Here is a 19471-nt window from a genome sequence, read left to right as displayed (position 1 = left end):
GACGCCGGGCTGAGGGTGCTGGCGCGCTTCGGGTCGGTCGGCATCGCCGCAACGATCCTTTATGCAGTGATGGCCGCCGCTTTGGTAAAATGGCAACGGTTCGGCCTCTCGCCGGTCGGTGCCTCGCTCGCGGCTTACACCGCAGCCGCCCTGTTTTCTTATCTCGCGCATAAGTTCGTGACTTTCGCGTCGAGCGGATCGCACGACGCGGTTCTGCTCAACGCCGCCAAAGCGAGGTCCGTTTTTCAGGAAACAGGCTTCCGGGACATCCGCTCCGAGCATTTCCTGCTGCTGCCATCGGCAAGGCCCTTGGCCAGAAGGGTCGAGCGGGTATTCGCGCCTTTGCCGCTTGGAGCGCAGTATGCGTGTAGTGCGCGTGTCTGAGCGCCGTTCAACCGGCGACGCCGGGCTGAGGGTGCTGGCGCGCTTCGGGTCGGTCGGCATCGCCGCAACGATCCTTTATGCAGTGATGGCCGCCGCTTTGGTAAAATGGCAACGGTTCGGCCTCTCGCCGGTCGGTGCCTCGCTCGCGGCTTACACCGCAGCCGCCCTGTTTTCTTATCTCGCGCATAAGTTCGTGACTTTCGCGTCGAGCGGATCGCATCGATCGGAAGCTCCGCGTTTTTTCTTGCTGACGGCGACAGGCTTCGCCGTTGCCTACGCGGCGCCGGCGGTTTTGACGGCCAAACTCGGCCTGCCGCCGATCATCGCCATTCTGGTTACATGCTTGCTTGTTCCAGCGGTCAATCTTCTCATGCTCGACCGGTGGGTTTTTGCGCAGCGAAGACCCGGCCAGCAACGTGATCGCCCGCCCTAACCCGGCTCAACAGGATCGAGCCGGAACGACAACAATTTGATGGCGCGCTTGTAGATGTTGCTGGCGGCCGAACTTGGCGGAATGCCGTCGAGGTAGTCGAAGGCGACATCGAGTATCCTGGCCTCGGCGAGGGCCGCCGTTGGAATGACGAACGAGACCGTTCGCGGCTCTTTGCCGGACAGCGTCACCGCATGCACCCGAACGCCATTCACCGAAATAATAATCCGCTGCGTGACCTGCGGCGGGCGAATGGCGGCGGCCATTTGCAGCGTGGCCGTCACACTGTCGTGGAGCGGCGGTATCTTCAGCCGAAGCCGCGAGGTCTCGCCTAGGGAATGGGTGCCGTCGGCAACGGGTCCCGACCAGCCGCAGACCCTCATGCCGGCTGCCTTTTTGGCTCCGTCGGACCGGAACGACACCGTCTCGCCTAGGGTATAGCTGCCGACCGCATCGCGATTGAGGCAGGTCGTCGTCCGGTCAATGTAATAGGCGCGATAATCGGCGTTGACATTCGGATTGAGAGCAAGCGCAAGAATGACGATTTCCGTTCCCGCCAGAACCGCCGCCAGCGCGTAGCTGGCAAGCCTGGCCCCGCGCAGATACCGGCCCGAAATGTCAGACCAGGGCAAGATAGCCTCCGATCCATGCCACGGTCATGAAATAACAGGCGCCCAGGAAGAGAGCCAGAGCCGCAAGAAAAGTCAGCTTCGACGCCGACGACAGCATGGCCAGCAATATTGTCAGAGGTGCAAGCCCAACGACGTATCTGACCATCGAGGCCAGGTTCGTGATCAGCGGCAGGATGATGCAGCAGGCGCAGAACAACGCGGCGCCATATTGCCTGCGAACCGCCAGAACCGCCGATAGCGCCAGTCCGATGAGTGCGGCGAGCGCGCTCCATTGCGGCGCCGTGGGCAGCCATCCAGTTGTCGGAACGGCCGAAAACCCGTCCCATATAAAGGCGAGCGGATTGCCCGGCACCCGTCCAAACGCGCGCTGCACGTGCAGGAAGGCAAAGCCGTCGCCGACGGTCAGATAGAGAAACAGGATGTAGGCGAATAGGCCGGCTGGCGAGATGAAGATGGCGACCAGCAGATCCGGTCGGCCAAGCAGCCAACGCGGGAACGACAGCGTCGATCCGCCCTTTGCGCGGTAATCCGTGAACATCTGAATGACGGTCGCGAATACAACGAGCACCCCGACGAGCCTGGTTGCCGACAGGAGAGCGGATGACAGTCCCGCAGCCAGATAGCTGGAGCGTTTGAACGCCAGAAAAACGCACGAAGTCAGGAGTACGAAAAGAGGTTCGGTCAGGAAAGTCGTGAAGTGATAGGAGAACGGGCCGCTGAGCAGGAAGGCGCAATACAGAACATAAGCGCGCATGTTCTTCTCGAGCAGTGGCCACGCCACCAGACAGGCGGCATAGCTGCACGCAATCGATGTGATCGACGCGACGAGTATCGTCGGAAAGCGGAAAACAGACCGGATTGCCGCCACCAGCATCGGATAGAGCGGGAAAAAGCCCCAGCGTCCGACATTGCTCTGGCCTGGAATGGGAAAGCGCTCATAGCCGTGTTCGGAAATGCCGACATACCACGCGCAATCCCAGCGGCAGAGCGCCTGGGCATAGGCCGCGAAGCCGGGTTCTGCCGAAACCGAAGCAAATGCGGCATAGCGAATGGCCAGCCCACTGACGACGAAAGCCAACGGCACCGCGACGACGGCTACCGCAACAAAGCGGCCACCGGCGTTCGGACGCGCGACAGCTTCGAGCGCCAAAATCTGCCTCCACCCGTTCAAATGGCAGGCGCCACTCAAAGCTAGATGACGCGCGCCCCGGCGAATTCAAGGCGTTCACGCGGCTCAAATTGGCGATACCGCTATCCGGCGCTTCTGAGCCAGACCAGCATCTCGCCGGGGTCGCGGTTGTGCCAGGCGAAATGCGGCACGGCGCCGACTTTCACTTCCTCGACCGCCGGCGGTTCGGTGCGGTAGAGCCCCTTTCCAGTTTTCGAAAGTCTCCTTTTGGCAATCGCCGAAAGCGTGACGCCGCCGCCCAGACGGTTCGCTGCTTGTGTGCCTCGATCTCAGCCGTTCGCGGCAGAGCGATGCGGTGCCGTGGCTGGAATTCGACGCGCAAAAGTCCGCCGGGTATTTTGTGCGATTCCGTCAAGCTGTTGTACACGACAATTTTGAACCCTGATGCCGCGCCCGCGTACTCGGCCCTTGAGAATCCTCCAGCCTTCGGCAACATGGCGGCAAAGCTGAGAGTGTGAGGATGAGCAAGGTCATTTCCGCCGCATCGCGGCGTCAGTCGCCGCTGCGCAAGTCACCGATGGCGCTGACCGAGGCGCTGGTCGCCCGCACCTTGCGGGCGGTCGAGGACGCCGGGCCGACGCCGGGCATGGTCTACATGACCGATGCCGATTACGCGCGCATTCGCGACGAGGTGCTGGCCGGCGCGCCGGCCGGGCCGGTGAAGCTGTTCGCCTATGGTTCACTGCTGTGGAAGCCGGCCGGCGAGGTCAAGGGTGGCGAACGGGCCGTAGCGACGGGCTGGCACCGTTCGTTCTGTTTTACGGTGCAGCGCTTCAGGGGCACGGTGGAGCAGCCCGGCCTGATGATGGCGCTCGACCGCGGCGGCCAATGCCAGGGGATGGTGTTCGAGATCGCCGAGCCAGTGGCGGCCAATCTCGAAGCGCTGCTGCGCCGCGAGATGACCATCCTGCCGGCCGTCAACGTGCCGCGCTGGCTGCAGGTCAGGACGGGCGACGGCATGCGCCAAGCGCTTGGTTTCGTTGTCGATCCCGCCAATCCGCGTTATGCCGGCAAGCTCGAAAAGCGAGCGATAGCGGCGACCCTGGCCACGGCCGTCGGCCATTGGGGTTCGGGCGCCGAATATCTGTTCGAGACCATTCGCCATCTCGACGCCTGCGGCATCCGCGACCGCAATCTCTGGCAGCTGCAGGAACTTGTGGCCGAGGAGATCGGCCGGGCGCCGCCGTCGGGCTTTATTCGTCCCTGAGCCAGACCAGCATCTCGCCGGGATCGCGGTTGTCCCAGGCGAAGTACGGCACGGCGGTGACTTTCGCTTCCTCGACCGCCGGCGGTTCGGTGCGGTAGAGCCCCTCTTCCCAGTTTTCGAAAGCCTCCTTTTTGGCAATCGCGGAAAGCGTGACGACGCCGCCCAAAAGGTTCGGCTGTTTGTGTGTCTCGATGTCGGCCGTTCGCGGCAGGGCGATGCGGTGCAGCTGGCTGGAATTGTCGGTCTCCTCGACGCAATAGATCAGCGGACCGCGTGCCAGTGCGACGCGGCCAATATCCTGCCGCACCTGCGGATTGGCGTAGAGGCGGTCGACGGCCATTTCGAGATCGAGCTCGACGCGGTCGCCTTTGCGCCATTCGCGGCGGATCGCGGCATAGCCGTCACTGGTGACAGCATCCAAATCGATATCGGCGCCGTTGACCTTAAGCGCCGCCTTGCGGCACCAGGCCGGCAGGCGCAGGTGCAAGGTGAACGCGGTCGGCGACTCGGGTTCGACGGAGATCGAGACCGCGCCGTCCCAGGGATAATTGCTGGTCTGGGTGAGCTCTATTTGCGTCCCGGCGATATCGAAACGAGCCGTGCCGTTTCCATAGAGGTGGACGGCAAGTGCTGTGTCCGACAGGCCGTAGAAATAGCTGCCGATCGAGGCGACCATGCGCCCGACATTGGGCGGGCAGCACGGGCAGCGGTGCCATTTCCAGCGGTGGTGGGCGCCGCGGCTTTCGAGCGGATTTTCGTAGAAGAACAGCGAGCCATCGAGCGACAGGCCCGAGATCGAGCCGTTGTAGAGGGCCCGCTCCATGATGTCGGCGTAGCGCGCATTGGGACCCATGCCGAGCATGCGGCTTGCCCAGAACACCAGGCCGACCGAAGCGCAGGTCTCGGCATAGGCGGTGTCGTTGGGCAGGTCGTAATCGGCAGTGAAACCCTCATTGTGCGACGATGGCCCGAGACCGCCAGTCACGTAAAGGTTCTTGGTCATGAGATCGTCCCACAGCCGGTCGAGCGCCACCCGCAGCGTGTCGTCGCCATATTCGGTGGCGATGTCGGCCATGCCCGAATAGAGGTACATCGCCCGCACCGCATGGCCGACGACCTTGTCCTGCTCGCGAACGGGCTTGTGCGACTGGTTGTATTCGTAGGTCTTGAAGTGATAGGCCTTCGGGTCGGCGCCGCGGGCGCGCGCCTCCTCGTCGAAATAATGCGGCTGCTGGCCGCGCTGATCGATGAAGTATTTGGCAAGCTCCATGTATTTGCGCTCGCCCGTCACCCGCGCCAGCTTGACCAGCGCCAGTTCGATCTCCTCGTGGCCGCAATAGCCCTTCTTCTTGCCGGGCTCGGGACCGAACGTCTCGGCGATATGGTCGGCATAGCGGCACATGATGTCGAGCAGCTTGCGCTTGCCCGTGGCCTGGTAATAGGCGACGGCGCCCTCGATCAGATGGCCGGCGCAATAGAGCTCATGGCAGTCGCGCAGGTTGGTCCAGCGCAGGCCCGGCTGGATGCGCTGGTACCAGCTCGACAGATAGCCGTCGGGCTGCTGCAGCCTGCCATACATGTCGATGACGGCGTCGATCTTCTTCTCCAGCTCCTCGTTGCGGCGGCGGTAGAGCGAATAGGCGGCGGTCTCGATGGTCTTGCCCCAGTCCGAGTCCCAGAACATCTGGGTGGTCACCGTCGATCCGGTGAATTCGTTGCCGGCGGTGGCCGCCTCGTCCGGCGAGGGTGAGTGGAACGGAATGACGACGCCGGGCGACGGCCGGTCGGGATCGATCTGCTCGAGCATGCGCGCCTCGACGCATCGGTCGTAGAGGATGCCGGCGGTCTTGCTGGCAACGGCATCGACACGGTCGCCCCAGAAGCCGCGCACGTCGACCTGCGGTACCGGCAGCGGGCGGAATGCGAGTTTCGGCTTGGCGCCCTGACTGGCGGATTGCGATGCGGTCATCAACTTACTCCGTTCGATTTCTTGTGGTCACTTCACGGCCCCTGCCATCAGGCCGCGGATGTAGAAGCGCTGCAGCAGCAGGAAGAGCACCAGGCACGGCACCATCATCACGGTGACGCCGGCCTGCACCGCGCCCCAGTCGATGGCGCCGAAGCGGCCGGACTGGAGTGCGGTCATCATGATCGGCAGCGTGAATTTGGACTGGTCTGTCATCAGCACGAGTGCTGCCAGAAACTCGTTCCAGGCGCCGAGGAAAGCGAACAGCGCAATGGTGACGATGCCCGGCCAGACCAGCGGCAGCATGACCCTCAACAGCATGGTGACATTGTTGGCGCCGTCCATGCGCGCGGCCTCCTCGATCTCGCGCGGCACCGCGTCGAAGGCGTTGCGCATCATGAAGATTGAGAACGGCAGCTGCAGCGTGACGTAGACGCAGACCAGCCCGGTCAGCGTGTTGTGCAGGCCGATTTTTGTCAGCACCAGGAAGATCGGCGTCAGGATCGACTGGAACGGGATCATGATCGTCGACAGGATGACGACGAAGAGCAGGTTCTTCAGCGGAAAACGGAAGCGCGAGAAACCGTAGCCGGCGAGCACGCTGACGATCACCGACAGCACCACGGTCATGACCGAGACGTAGATGCTGTTTTGGGCCGGCAGCCACAGCCCGTCACCAAAGGTGTTGAGCGTGGCGTAGTTCTCGAGCGAGATGCCGCTGGTCGGCCAGGGCGGCAGCGGCGGCTGGCGCGCTTCCTGCGCCGGCTTGAAGGCCGAAAGCACCGTCCAGGCGATCGGCGCCAGGAACAGAATGGACGCGATGATGCCGGTCGAGTGCTCGGCAATCTGCATGCCGATGCGGCGTTTGCGGCTCCTTGCCTGCGCCATCAGTCGACCCCCTCGGGCTGGCGCAGCAGCCGCAGCTGGATGAGGCTGAGCGCCACCAGGATGACCAGCAGGACCATCGAAAGTGCGGCGCCATAGCCGAGCTTGAACGACACGAAGGACTGGTTGAAGATCCAGTAGACGGCGGTCAGCGTCTGGTTGCGCGGGCCGCCGCGCAGGATGATGTAGAACTGGTCGAAGGCGAGGATCGAGCCGGCCACCGACAGGATCAGCGCCAGCGCCAGCGTGCGGCGCATCAGCGGCAGGGTGATGGCGCGAAACCGCGCGAGTGGCCCTGCCCCGTCGATCATCGCCGCCTCCTGCAGGTCCGGCGGGATCGACTGCAGGCCGGTCATCAGGATGATCATGGTGAAGCCCGCCACCTTCCACACCACCATGGCGATGATCGACCAGAAGGCCGGCTGGAAGGTCGCCAGCAGGTTGAATTTCTTCTCGGTCAGGCCAAGCTCGAAAGCGGCCGGGCTGAACAGGCCGGAATCGACGTTGAGCAGCCATGACCACAAAAGGCTGGCCGAGGCAAAACCGATGACCGCCGGCATGAAGAAGGACGTGCGGTAGAAGCCGGTCAGCTGCCGCGGCCTTTCGATGAACAGCGCCAGCGGAAAGGCGACGGCGAAGATCGCGATCGTCACCACCACCGTGTAGTAGCCGGTGAACCGCAGCGCGTTCCAGAAGCGGGTGTCGCGCAGGATCGCCCAGTAATTGTCGAGCCCGACAAAGCTGTGCGCGCCCATCAGCGGCCAGTTGTGCAGCGACATCCAGGCGGTCATGCAAAGCGGCACGATGAAGAAGACGACGACCAGGGCGACGGCCGGCGCGACATAGAGCAGGCCGATCCACTGCCGGCGGCCGGCGCCGACCAGTTTGTATGCGCGTGCCGGGGTGGCGGTGGTTGCTGTGATGGTGGTCATGCGCGGTTCTTGCGGTTGAATGGTTGCAAATCTTCGGTCTCCCGCCCCAAGTCAATCGCGTCTGGTTTGCGCTGCCCCTCATCGCCCTGCCGGGCACTTCTCCCCGTATAGTGACGGGGAGAAGGGTGCCTTCGCAAAGGATTTCGCCAACATCCCGCGTTGCAGAAAGGGTGCCAGGGTCGCGGCCAGCCCCTTCTCCCCGTCACTATACGGGGAGAAGGTGCCGGCAGGCGGATGAGGGGCGGTGCCGACATTAACAATCGGTCCTTCCAAGGTGAGTTGCGGGCGGTCTTCCGATGCAATGTCCGGCCACCCGCCCAGGGAGACAGGCGGGCGGCCGGAGCGCCGGCGCTTTACTTCTGCGGCGCCGAATCGATGATCGACTGCATGGTCTCCTGCGCGTTGGCGATGGCGCCGTCGACGTCTTCGCCGAAGAAGACCTCGTTCATCATCTGGTTCCACGGACCGTTGGCGGAGTTGATCAGATCGTTGAACACCACCGAATAGGGCGTGCGCCCCTTGGACATTGCCTCCGCGGCAACCTTGTAGCGCGGGTCGAGGTCTTTCAGCGCCTCATTGGCGATGTCGCCGCGCACCGGCAGGCTGCCGTATTTCGCCAGGATCGTCTGGCCCTCGAGCGAATAGGCGAAGTCGAGGAACTCCTTCACCACCGCGACCTTGGTGGTGCCCTTGGTGACGACGAAATTATCGCCGCCGGCAAACGACGACCAGGCGCCGTCCTTGCCGGGCAGGAAGGTGATGCCGTAGTCGATGTCGGGATATTGCGTGTTGAGCGCGCCGATGGCGAAGGCGCCGGACGGCGAGATGCCGATATTGCCGGTGGCGAAGGCGGCGAAGAAGTTGGAGCCGGTGTCGGTCTGCGCGCCTGAAGGCACCAGGTCCTTCTTGACCATCGAACGGTAGAGGTCGATGGCGCCGCGCATCTGCGGCGTGTCCAGCGTCGCCTTGGAGCCGTCCTCGGTGAGGATGTCGCCGCCCGAGGCCCAGATCAGCGGCGTGAAGGTGAAGATGTTGCAGCCGCCGCAATTGCCGGAGAAGTAGAAGCCCTTGATGTCGCCGCCGAGCGCGTTGACCTTTTCGGCATCGGCTTCGATTTCGGCCCAGTTTGTCGGGCCCTTTTCCGGGTCGAGGCCGGCCTGCTTGAACAGCTTCTTGTTCCAGATCAGCACCGAGGAGTCGGCCGAGAACGGCAGCCCGTAGATGCGGCCCTTATAGGTGCCGGTCTTGACATGCGCCGGCGACAGGCTGGCGAAATAGGGCAGCGATTTCGCCCAGTCGGTGATGTCTTCCAGCTGGCCGGCGGCGGCGAAGGACGGCGTGTAGATCAGGTCGAGCGACAGCGCATCGGGCGCCGTGCCGCCGGCGGCGGCCGCACCGTATTTCGGGATGATTTCGGCGTTGGGGATGATGTCGAGCTTGATCTGGTTCTGATGGCCCTTGTTGAAGGCATCGACGATGCGCGGCATGAAGTTCGAGCCGTCGGCGCGAACCCAGATGTTGGCGGTGTCGGCGGCGGCCGAGCCGACCGTTGCCAGCGTGCCGAAAATGCTCGCGGCGATGGCGAGCCCGGTAATGGTGGTTCTCATGCTTCTCCTCCACATGGTTTAATTTAGCGTCTTAATTTAGCCGCGCCCCCCCAAGCGGGTGACAATCGACACGGCCAGTTTCGTTCAGCCGTCCGGCGGACGGCCGCATGACTGACGCACCACCAGCCGGCACGGCAGTTTTCTGATGCCCGGCAGAGCGGGTTCGCCGCCGACGAGCGAAAGCAAGGCAAGGCCGGCCTCGCGCCCGAGCGCGGCGAGGTTCATGTCGACGGAGGTCAGCGGCGGGCGGGTTGCCTCGGCGACGATCTGCCAATTGTCGAAGCCGATGACGCCGACCTCGTCCGGCACGCAAATATCGCGCTCGCGCAAAGCGTCGATGACGCCGCGCGCGATCTGGTCGTTGCCGCAAAAGACGGCGTCGGGTTTTTCGCGCGTGCCGTCGAACCCCTCGCGGTCGAACAGCGTCTTGACCGCCTCATGCCCCCAGGCTTCCGACCACGGGCCAAGCAGCGGCTCCATGACCGGCAGGCCGTTCTCGGCCAGCACCGCGCGATAGGCCTCGGCGCGGGCATGCACCACGGCAAAGCTCGCCGGCCCAGTGACATGGGCAATGCGCCGCCGCCCGAGCCGGCAAAAATGCTCGACCGCCAGCCGCGCCCCGCCGGCATCGTCAGAGACAAAAGCGATGGCGTTGGGATCGGGCTCGGTGAAGGCATAGATCGCCGGAATGCCGAGATTGGCGAGGTCGACCGGCAGATGGCGGTCGATGCGCTTGCCGGTGGCGATGATGCCGTCGACGCGCTTGTCGAGCATGGCATCGACATGCAGCTGGGCAAGGCGCGGGTCGTCCTCGACATTGCATAGGAACACCGAGACGCCGGCATCGACCAGCGCGTCGGAAACGCCGGCCATCAGCGGCAGGGAAAAGCGGCCATAGGTGTCGTTGGTCAACAGCCCGACGGTAAAAGAGCGCCGCCGCAACAGGCTCTGCGCCAGGCTGTTCGGGCGAAAGCCAAGCCGCTGCGCCGTCTCGCGAATGCGGGCCCGCGTCTCGGCCGTCATCCGCCCCTGCCCGTTCAGCGCTTTTGACGCCGTGGCAACGCTGACGCCGGCAATGGCTGCCACCTCACGAAGCGTGACGGGCTGCTTGGCGGGCGTTGGCTGGACGTCGGACGCCATGATTTGGAATCGATCCTCCCGGTTGAGAAAAGCTTTTCTCTTATGGTCCGGCGGCTTGCTGGTTGATGAGGTCAGCGGGCGCGAGGCGGATTGGGAAAAGGTTTTCTCAGGGGGAGATTAGGACGAAGGATGTCGGGATGGCAAGGGGAGAATGGTCGCTCAGCGAGCACCGCGATCGAATAATCGCGGTGCCGCAGTCTACCCGTACGGCTAGCAGCTCTCAGTCTGCGGATCGCACGCCTTGTTTTTCTGCTTCTGTGGCTTGGCCGCCTGTTCCGGCTCGGCTTGCTGCTGCTCGGCGGGCTGCTCCTTGGCCTTCTGCTTTTCAGGCTTGGCCGCCTGTTCCGGCTCGGCTTGCTGCTGCTCGGCGGGCTGCTCCTTGGCCTTCTGCTTTTCAGGCTTGGCCGCCTGCTCGGGCTCGGCCTGCTGCTCGGCGGCGGGCTGCTTCTTGGTCTTCGGCTTCTCAGGCTTGGCCGCCTGCTCCGGCTCGGCCTGCTGCTGTTCCGCGGCGGGCTGCTTCTTGGTCTTCTGCTTCTCAGGCTTGGCCGCCTGTTCCGGCTCGGCCTGCTGCTGTTCCGCGGCGGGCTGCTTCTTGGTCTTCTGCTTCTCAGGCTTGGCCGTCTGTTCGGGCTCAGCCTGCTGCTGTTCCGTGGCGGGTTGCTCCTTGGCCTTCGACTTCTCAGGCTTGGCTGCCTGCTCGGGTTCGGCCTGCTGCTGCCCGGCGGCGGGCTGCTCCTCGGTCGTCGGCTTCTCAGGCTTGGCGGTCTTTTCCGGTTCGGCCTGTTCGGTCGTTGCTGCGCCTTCGGTCGGCTTCGATTTGCGGCCAGCCTGAACCTGCTTCACCTCTTCGATGTCTTTGAGCTTAGCCGGTTTGGCATCGGCATCGGCTTTCACCTCACCTTCAAAGACCGTGACCGTATCGTTTTCCAATTTGCCGGCCTGTTCGGGCGCGTCGGTCTTGCTGACCTTGACGGCAGTCACCTCCTGGTTCGTCTCCTTCTCGATCACATCGACATCGATGACTTTGTTGATCACCACATTGTTCTGGATCGTCACGTCGCCGGCCGGCTCGGCCGCCTCGACGATGCGCACAAACTCGGGCTCATCACGGATAACGACGGTGGAAATGTCCGCAGCAAGGAATTCGCGGGTGGGGACCACAACCCAGTAATAATCCGGCGTCGTGTCGAAGGTCACCTCGATTGAAATCAGATCCGGATCGCGGCGCGGCGGCAGCGGAGCCCAAATCATGTGCTCCCTGTCACGACGCCAACTGACCCATGCCGGCGCCCAACGGGTGCCCGGAACCCAGTACCAGCCGATATCGTCGGCATAGCCCCACCGGCCGTAATGGTACGTCGCCCAGCCGAATGGCTCGTCGGACACCCAGAGCCAGCCATACTGCTCGGTATAGACCCAATGTCCAAGCGTATACGGACGCCAATCGTCAGGCACATCGACCGGCACGAAAACGGTCGCTCCGTGATACGAGACCCAATCACCATAGGAAGACAGGTCTTCGTAGAATGTGCTGATCGAAACGGTGGTGGCAGCCCTTGCCTCTGACACAAGCGACAATGGCGCAATTGGGTTGGGAATCTCGATGACTGTGAGCAGGCAGGTTACGCCGCCCAGCATCAGTCGCACCGCATGTTGGGCAAGGACGCGTTTCATCGTAATCTTCCTCCGAAACAGATCGCCCTTCATCCTACAAACCCGCCGGCTGCCGGATTGTTCCACTTTGCCGATGTTACCCGCGTCCCTCACGGACGGCTTGGCATCGCACGATGATACCAAATATCAGAGTTGCTTCATGAGGGCGGTGACCGTCACAAATGCGCGCCGAAGGCGCGGCGACAGGTCGTTGGTCAGCGGGCCAGCCGCCGCAACAGGCTCTGCGCCAGGCTGTTCGGGCGGAAGCCAAGCCGCTGCGCCGTCTCGCGAATCCGCTCGCGCGTCTCGGCCGTCATCCGCCCCTGCCCTTTCAGGGCTTTGGAGGCGGTGGCGACGCTGACGCAGGCAAGGGCGGCCACTTCGCGGAGGGTGACGGGCTGCTTGGCGGGCACTGGCTGGGCGTCGGACGCCATGATTTGGATATCGATCCTCCCATTTAAGAAAAGCTTTTCTCTTATGTTGCTGCGAGGCGCTGAGTGGTGAGGTCAGTGGACGCGGGGCGGGTTGGCAAAAGGTTTTCTATGACGAAGGTGGTGGGAATGGCACGAATGTCATGTGATTGAGAGAGGCACTATTGACGTGCTGTGCTGCTTTGGCAGCTTCAGCGACTCCTGCAGGAGCTGGTAGACCAGACTGCGGCGTCACCCCGTCTTCGCCCTAACAGCCGACGGGCCTATCTGGAGCGCCAAGGACTCAGGGCTAGTTCTCACCATCGCTTGCCCGCCGACAGCGAATGTATTGTTCCAGCAAAACTGGCACTGGTACCCTGATAATTGGTGCTAATCATCAGCCTGGACCTCGAGCTCACCACTGGAGCTGCGCGACGCAATATCAGTGGAATCTCCAAGAATAAGCCAATCATGAACGGCAGCAACGTAGTCCGCCTCATCTTTCGATACGCTGTACTCATGATCTGCGTTATTCCTAATGCTATTCATCTTCGCTAGCCAGCTCGTCTTATCCTCCTTCTTCTTCGATTCTTGGCCTGGAATGGTAAAACCCTTCTGAAATAAAGTGCTCCATTGGGCGCCGTGCATCACGATTTCTCGGATATGAATCAAATTCAGGCAATCCCACGGCGTTTTTTCGTCCTCATCGTTTTCGATGAGGCGGTTCTTCTTTGCGGCCTCCGTGGACAAATGGGTGAATAGCTTCTCTGGCAAGCCCTTTTTTAACCACATAGTGCCGTGCGCCTGCATAAGCAGTTGCTTCACGTCATCGCGAAGCTTGAGCTCAATGTCAGCCACTCTGGAATATGTCTCTACATTGTAGAGCTTGGACTGATCGCGCCAATACTCTTTGAGGCCAAGCGGATTGAAATCTTCTCGCTCGTGGTTGATGGCTTTCTGAAAGATCCTCCGGAGGCGCGTCGGAGCACCGCTGCCGTATTTTTTTCTCAACTCAGCTCTGTCTGGCTCGGTCAGTTTTCTAAAGTATGGCTTCAGACCGTCAAGGTAAGTGGCTGCTTTGTCGAGAATGCTGTCTGGGCCTTCCGTCAGAGGCTTGAGCTGGGCTGTCCGCTCCATGTGCTCCAAGACATCTCCGAAAACCATAATGAGGGCCGTAATACCATCGTTAATGGTCAGAAGGCCGCCGTCTTTAGGGAGCCTCATCCATTCGGCTTCGTATTCGGTCGCGATGTACACAAAGAAAGCCGAGAGGACGCGCCGTAATCTCTCAACTGTGGTCGCACTGTCACCTGTATTGAACATGCCTTGTTCACGCACCGCGTCTTTCGTGAACTTGCCGACAAATTTGGTTTGATTCAAACCTCGCAGGAGGGCTTCCAAGGTTATCACTCGGATATCAGTCCTCTGGTCCTCTCCAACGAGAACGCGATTAAAAAGCGGAGATGTGACATTCTCCCCGAGTTCTTGAGCAAGCTGCTTTTTTATTCCTTCCGCCCTCTCGGCCAGATTCTGGGAGTCCCACTTTAGGTCTGCATCTAGGGTGTGCTTGAGGTTCTTTGAAACCGCTTTCTGGTTCTCATTGATCTCCATAAACAACCGAAGTTGCTCTTCCCTTGGCAATTCCAAGAACGCGACAACAGGTACGCTATTGTTGGAAGAATACTCACTGTCGCTGTAGCCATATAAGCGATGTTGCCCATCGATCACGTAGAGCGATCGATATTGAGGCGGCAGATGCAGGATTCCGGCTCGTGAAGATGCACCTGGAATTGGCGAGCCAAATGGCTCGAAGCGAGCCTTCCTGCTTTCATTATCCATGCTCACAATCAATGAGTTTGGGAAGTACCCCCCGTTGTTGATGAATTTTTTTATACTCTGGAGGCGTTTTTTCTTGATCAGTCGCTGATAACTGGGGAGTGTTTTAATGGACTTTGATCGATGAAGAACATACCCCATCTTCAGCAACCGCTCCGGCTCGATGCAAAACGAATAATAGTCTATCCCACCCATTGATGCTTGAACGGCATATACGCGATTTTCCATCTCTGGAATGTCTTGCCCTTGAAAAAGGTCCGCTTGAAATTGATAGCGAGCAGCACTACCCAAGTGTGCAGTAAGTTCAGCATAATATTCCAGATCTATATCCGATAAATGATGAATTCCGAATGTCGCAAGCCGATCCAAATCAGCTTGCCGCAAAATGTAGTTTCTTGTTGCAAGAACGTAAGCAATTTTGAGCTTTGGCTTATTGAAGCGCGTTCGCAGTTCTCGATGCAAGCCGGCTTTTTTCGCTCCCAGGGATTCAATTTCTGTTTTGAAATCGGCTGGCTTTGTACCCGCAACCTCTGCGCATTTGCATTCGATGATAACCGCACATTCATCGTCAACAGCAAGGACATCGACCTGCTGGGCGGCCCCGTCTTTGTCGTCATACTGAATTCTGCAGTTCCGATCGCGAGATAGGTGATTGAAGCCAAGACGAGAAAGGAGAACCCACAACTCATCTTCATATTTTTGGTCGGCCGGCTTATCCTTGGCCAGCTTGACGTCCCGCCGGAGATTGTTATCAAGAATCCTCCAACCTACATCAGGGGACGCAAACTCTGCTTTTCGGACTTTTCGCTCGAAGTACGGTTTTGCTCTTTCCTGCCGAATCTTTGCCTGGTCATCCTTGTCAGCAAGGACGAGCGAAAAATTTTCATCGTTCAGAATCGTCATGCGCCACGAGCTTCTAGGTTGGTAAATATGAACTCGGAAACGGAGCCACGCTTGGCTTTCTTGCCGCCGATCAAACTAGCACGATCAACCTCGACATGACGATCGCCGAGATCAAAGATCTCCTTGATTTTGTGATGTGCTGCATTTGTTAGAATGTAGTTTGCACCTACATCACGAACATTTCTTATATATTTCGCTAGCCGAAACTGATCATCCAAGGAAAATAACGATTTGTTGTACTTAATAAATCCATTATTATTGTGCGACACAGTATACGGCGGGTCAATAAAAATAAGATCCCCGGGGCTTACGTCATGAATTGTGTCTGCGAAGTCCCGGCTCTTGAGTATGGCGCGAGACAATCCCTTGGAAGCGGCTCGAAGTGCGTCCTCATCTAGAAATTTCTTGGTGCGATTTCCATAAGGTACGTTGTAAACACCCTTAAGATTCACACGATAAATCCCATTGAACGAGGTCTGGTTCAAGTAGATAAACTGAGCTGCTCGTTCGAAGCGATCTACTGGGTTCAGAGCACGGATCCGGTAGTAATCATCGGACGTATTCTGATAGACCTGCATTCGTTCGATAACGCTCTCGCAATCATCCTTGATGCTTTGATAGGTCTCAATCAGTGCTTCATTCTTGTCAGAGAGGTACGATACGACGTGCGTGGCGGCAGCAAAAAAGAAAGACCCACCACCGAGAAATGGCTCGTGATATCGGGTGAACGACATGTGGCCGAAAATCTCCTCGAATCGGCGCACGAGCCAAGATTTCCCGCCAGCCCAACGCAGGAAGGCACGCGGAGAAACACCGTCGACTTGAACTTGCGAATCCATAGATGCCCCCTTCTCACCAGGGTATGAAACACCACAGAGAAGGTCAAAGGTTTCTCCCAAAGACGCCGCGCCAGTCTTCTCGAGCGGTTCGCAAAGGCGAGCGCAGCCCCCGACAGAAGGAAACTCCCATGAGAAAACTCATCATCACCGAATTCATCAGCGTCGATGGCATTGCAGAGGTCGAGAAGCTGCCGAGCATGGCCTGGAGCGCTGAGATGGAAAGTTTCAAGGACGACGAGCTTGCCGATAGCAGCGCCATGCTTTTGGGGCGCACGACCTATGAGATCTTTGCCGGCTCGTGGCCCAAGGAGACCGGAGACTTCGCCGACCGGATCAGCGCGCCGCCGAAATATATCGCCTCGACGAGCTCGACGCCGCGCCTCCCGCCATTGATGCGATCGAGTTGGCAGCCACCAGGCGGAAGGTTCTGATCCGCCCTTTCCTGCTGCTGCGGTAGGAAGACTTCTTGATTCAGCCACAAGCCCAAATTGCTGGATTTGGCAGCCCAGGAAGCGTAGGCTTGGTTTTTGGTTCAGCGATGGAACAGAGACTAGCCGCAATTCTGGCTTCCGATATGGCGGGCTACAGTCGGCTAATGGAGGCCGATGAATCCGGCACGCTCGCACGCCTTCGCACCCATCGCATAGAACTGGTCGATCCCGCCATCGCCAAGAACAAGGGCCGGATCATCAAGACCACCGGAGACGGCATGCTCGTTGAGTTCCAGAGCGTGACTGATGCCGTGAAATGCGCCGTGGAAATCCAACAGCGCATGAAACGGCGCAATTCGGATGTACCGCAAGAACGGCGCATCGAATTCAGGATCGGCATAAATCTCGGCGACATCATTTTCGACGATGATGATATTTTCGGCGACGGCGTCAATATTGCCTCGCGCATCGAGCAGCTCGCCGACGTCGGCGGTATCTGCGTGACCGCAGCGGTGGCGACCCAAATTGCCGACCGTCTCGAAATTGCCATGGAGGACCTGGGCGAGAAGACGTTAAAGAACATCAGCCGCCCGGTTCGCCTCTATCGCGTTGGGTTTGACAGTCCTGTCCTGCCACAAGTCGAGGCAAAGCGATCCATCTCGAAACCTTCGATAGTGGTGCTGCCATTCAGTAACATGAGCGGCGACCCCGAGCAGGAATTTTTCGCGGACGGACTGACCGAGGACATCATCACCGAATTGTCCCGCCACCATGAGCTGTTCGTCATCTCGCGCAATTCCGCCTTCGTCTACAAGAACCGCGCCGTGAATGTGCGCGAGGTGGCCGAGAAACTCGACGTCCAATACCTGGTGGAGGGAAGCGTCCGCAAGATCGGCGACAGGGTGCGCGTGACGGTTCAGCTCATCGACACGGCGAATGACGCACATATCTGGGCAGACAAATATGACCGGAAGCTGGTCGACATATTCGCGATTCAGGATGAGGTGACCGCGGCGATCGCAGCCACGCTGCCCGGTCGTGTCGAGGCGGCTCAGCGGGACCAGCTCGCGCGGGCGAAACCTGCAAACATGGCCGCCTATGAATGTGTGCTTGCTGCCAAGGTGCTGCATCACCGAAGCACGATTGCGGATAATGAACGCGCGCAAACCTTGATAGAGAGGGCCGTCACGCTCGACCCCGATTACGCCCATGCCCATGCCTGGCGGGCCTGCATTCTTGGCCAGGCCTGGGTCCATAACTGGTGCGAAGACAGAGATGCCGTATGGAACAACATAATGGCAGCGCTGGACAGGGCGCTGGCGCTGGACAACAACGATGCCGATGTCCACCGCATCCTCGCCGCAGTGAACGTGAACAACAATGAGCTGACCACAGCGCGCTACCATCAAGAGCGCGCCCTCGCCCTCAATCCCAATTACGACCTCGTGGTGGTGCAGCAAGGCGAGTTGTTGACGTGGCTCGGGAGGCCGGAAGAGGGAATTGAATGGATCCGCAAGGCAATGCAGTTGAACCCGCACCACCCGGAGAGGTTCTGGAGCCATCTGGGAAAGGCGCATTTCGCCGCGCGCCAGTATGGCGAGGCGATCGAAGCTTTCATGCATCTGTCAACCATGGACTCGGTTCAGCACGCTTTCGCCGCTGCCTGTTACGGCTGGCTCGGCGACGAAATCGCGGCCGCGGCGCATCTAGGCAAGATCAGAACGCTCGATCCCCAATTCGACCTCGATTCATTTATCGCCACCCTGCACTATGCCCAGGAGCCTGATGTGCAGCACGTCCGCGAAGGACTGCTGAAAGCCGGTATTGCCAAGCTGTAGGCAGCCCGTAATTACGAACCAGATCCAATCGGGGACAGGCAAAAAGACCGCCCCCCACCCGACGCGGACCTTGTGGCATGGCCGAACGACGGGCGGCTTAGGGAGCAGAGGCGGCCATCGCTCTTTGGAAGCGAACCGGGGAAAGCCCTCCCCCTGAAAAAGCGGCGCGCTAGTTGATGGCGCAGTTCGCATAAGGCCCGCACGGCCGCCCCAACAGAAGGGAACCCGCCATGAGAAAACTCATCATCACCGAATTCATCAGCGTCGATGGCATTGCCGAGGTCGAGAAGCTGCCGAGCGTGGCCTGGAACGATGAGATGCAAAAGTTCAAGGACGACGAGCTTGCCGACAGCGGCGCCATGCTTTTGGGGCGCACGACCTACGAGATCTTTGCCGGATCGTGGCCGAAGGAAACCGGAGATTTCGCCGACCGCTTCAATGCGCTGCCGAAATATGTGGCGTCGACGAGCTTGACGGCGCTCGACTGGCAGCCGGCCGAGTTGCTGCAGGGCGCCTTGCCGGACGCGGTCAGAGGGCTGAAGCAAGGCAGCGGCGGCAACATCTATGTGCATGGCAGCCTCAGCGTCGCGCAGGAACTGCTGCGCCACGGCCTGGTCGACCGCATCAGGCTGCTCAGTTACCCCGGTGCCGTCGGCCAGGGCAAGCTGCTGTTCCCGCCCGGCGCGCAATTGCCGCTCGAACTGGTGTTTGCCAGGCAATTCAGCAACGGCGTGGTGGCGCTGGAGTATGCGGCGGGGAAGGCGTGATGAGCCAATCTCCCCCCTTGAGGGGGAGATGCCCGGCAGGGCAGAGGGGGGCGCGAAAGAACGCCGGCCTTCGTTTCAACGTGTGATGAGCTGGAACTTGCGCGGGTACGCTAATGCCATCGACTGATAGGTCGGCGGGACAGCGCCCCCCTCTGGCCTGCCGGCCATCTCCCCACGTGGGGGGAGATCGCGGCTTCCGCCTTGGCGCTCATCCTGCAACGCTGGCGAAAGCGCCGATGACAGCCAATCTCCCCCCTGAGGGTCCCCTTGAGGGGGAGATGCCCGGCAGGGCAGAGGGGGGCGCGAAAGAACGCCGGCCTTCGTTTCAACTGTAGCAATCGCATAGGGGCAAGTGCCCCCTCACCCGGATTGCCATCCGAATTGCGAAGGGCAATTCGGGGCAATCCGACCTCTCCCCGAGG

At 60.4% G+C, this 19471-nt stretch carries 17 protein-coding genes and 1 pseudogene; 6 read left to right on the top strand and 12 right to left on the bottom strand.

The window, feature by feature from the left end; genetic code table 11:
* Positions 1-15: 15 nt before the first annotated feature.
* Positions 16-384 (top strand): GtrA family protein, encoded by a 369-nt coding sequence (locus NKH71_RS29165; RefSeq protein WP_352791216.1) that lies wholly within the window; start codon positions 16-18, stop codon positions 382-384.
* Positions 350-817, top strand: a complete 468-nt coding sequence (locus tag NKH71_RS29160; RefSeq protein WP_352895670.1) for a GtrA family protein — start codon at positions 350-352, stop codon at positions 815-817. The genes NKH71_RS29165 and NKH71_RS29160 overlap by 35 nt, the downstream gene beginning before the upstream one ends.
* Here the strand turns inward: NKH71_RS29160 and NKH71_RS29155 are convergent.
* The 3 genes from NKH71_RS29155 to NKH71_RS29145 form a co-directional block, all read right to left on the bottom strand.
* Positions 814-1446 carry a hypothetical protein gene (locus tag NKH71_RS29155; RefSeq protein ID WP_023717155.1) on the bottom strand — a complete coding sequence of 211 codons (633 nt, stop codon included), beginning with the start codon at positions 1444-1446 and terminating at the stop codon, positions 814-816. The genes NKH71_RS29160 and NKH71_RS29155 overlap by 4 nt on opposite strands.
* Positions 1433-2596 (bottom strand): putative hexosyltransferase, encoded by a 1164-nt coding sequence (locus NKH71_RS29150; RefSeq protein WP_352496161.1) that lies wholly within the window; start codon positions 2594-2596, stop codon positions 1433-1435. Before NKH71_RS29150 ends, NKH71_RS29155 begins: the two co-directional genes overlap by 14 nt.
* Positions 2597-2697: 101 nt before the next feature.
* Positions 2698-2766: a hypothetical protein gene (locus NKH71_RS29145; protein ID WP_348633208.1), complete on the bottom strand. Its 69-nt coding sequence runs from the start codon at positions 2764-2766 to the stop codon at positions 2698-2700.
* A 329-nt stretch (positions 2767-3095) separates the two neighbouring features.
* On the opposite strand from NKH71_RS29145, the gene NKH71_RS29140 reads away from it, so the two are divergent.
* Positions 3096-3842 carry a gamma-glutamylcyclotransferase gene (locus NKH71_RS29140; RefSeq protein ID WP_352791220.1) on the top strand — a complete coding sequence of 249 codons (747 nt, stop codon included), beginning with the start codon at positions 3096-3098 and terminating at the stop codon, positions 3840-3842.
* Here the strand turns inward: NKH71_RS29140 and NKH71_RS29135 are convergent.
* The 9 genes and pseudogenes from NKH71_RS29135 to NKH71_RS29095 all read right to left on the bottom strand — a co-directional run bounded on the left by NKH71_RS29135 (position 3829) and on the right by NKH71_RS29095 (position 16013).
* Positions 3829-5811 (bottom strand): glycoside hydrolase family 127 protein, encoded by a 1983-nt coding sequence (locus NKH71_RS29135; protein WP_352791222.1) that lies wholly within the window; start codon positions 5809-5811, stop codon positions 3829-3831. The two genes, NKH71_RS29140 and NKH71_RS29135, sit on opposite strands and share 14 nt — an antisense overlap.
* 27 nt (positions 5812-5838) lie before the next feature.
* Positions 5839-6696, bottom strand: coding sequence for a carbohydrate ABC transporter permease (locus tag NKH71_RS29130; RefSeq protein WP_254817449.1), 858 nt, complete (start codon positions 6694-6696; stop codon positions 5839-5841).
* Positions 6696-7625, bottom strand: coding sequence for a carbohydrate ABC transporter permease (locus tag NKH71_RS29125; protein ID WP_352791224.1), 930 nt, complete (start codon positions 7623-7625; stop codon positions 6696-6698). Before NKH71_RS29125 ends, NKH71_RS29130 begins: the two co-directional genes overlap by 1 nt.
* A gap of 353 nt (positions 7626-7978) precedes the next feature.
* The gene (locus NKH71_RS29120) at positions 7979-9232 is read right to left on the bottom strand and encodes an ABC transporter substrate-binding protein (protein ID WP_352496165.1); all 1254 of its coding nucleotides are present in this window, start codon (positions 9230-9232) and stop codon (positions 7979-7981) included.
* A gap of 84 nt (positions 9233-9316) precedes the next feature.
* Positions 9317-10372: a LacI family DNA-binding transcriptional regulator gene (locus NKH71_RS29115; RefSeq protein WP_352791227.1), complete on the bottom strand. Its 1056-nt coding sequence runs from the start codon at positions 10370-10372 to the stop codon at positions 9317-9319.
* Between the two features lie 210 nt (positions 10373-10582).
* Positions 10583-12046, bottom strand: a complete 1464-nt coding sequence (locus NKH71_RS29110; protein WP_352791229.1) for a DUF6600 domain-containing protein — start codon at positions 12044-12046, stop codon at positions 10583-10585.
* A gap of 206 nt (positions 12047-12252) precedes the next feature.
* Positions 12253-12459 (bottom strand): annotated as a pseudogene (locus NKH71_RS29105) (LacI family DNA-binding transcriptional regulator); the annotation flags it as partial.
* Between the two features lie 366 nt (positions 12460-12825).
* Entirely contained in the window at positions 12826-15174 is a 2349-nt protein-coding gene (locus tag NKH71_RS29100) for a DGQHR domain-containing protein (RefSeq protein WP_352791231.1), read from the bottom strand.
* Positions 15171-16013, bottom strand: a complete 843-nt coding sequence (locus NKH71_RS29095) for a DNA adenine methylase (protein WP_352791233.1) — start codon at positions 16011-16013, stop codon at positions 15171-15173. The genes NKH71_RS29100 and NKH71_RS29095 overlap by 4 nt, the downstream gene beginning before the upstream one ends.
* 128 nt (positions 16014-16141) lie before the next feature.
* On the opposite strand from NKH71_RS29095, the gene NKH71_RS29090 reads away from it, so the two are divergent.
* From NKH71_RS29090 to NKH71_RS29080, 3 genes are all read left to right on the top strand, one after another.
* Positions 16142-16444, top strand: a complete 303-nt coding sequence (locus NKH71_RS29090) for a dihydrofolate reductase family protein (protein WP_352791235.1) — start codon at positions 16142-16144, stop codon at positions 16442-16444.
* Positions 16445-16551: 107 nt separating this feature from the next.
* Positions 16552-18282, top strand: a complete 1731-nt coding sequence (locus tag NKH71_RS29085; protein WP_352791241.1) for an adenylate/guanylate cyclase domain-containing protein — start codon at positions 16552-16554, stop codon at positions 18280-18282.
* 230 nt (positions 18283-18512) lie between these two features.
* Entirely contained in the window at positions 18513-19049 is a 537-nt protein-coding gene (locus NKH71_RS29080) for a dihydrofolate reductase family protein (protein ID WP_352791237.1), read from the top strand.
* Positions 19050-19471: the final 422 nt, after the last annotated feature.

Source organism: Mesorhizobium sp. M0983 (genome assembly GCF_040318975.1).
Taxonomy (GTDB): Bacteria; Pseudomonadota; Alphaproteobacteria; order Rhizobiales; family Rhizobiaceae; genus Mesorhizobium.
Note: the sequence above shows the minus strand (reverse complement) of the source record. Positions and strands in the feature narration are given on the sequence as shown.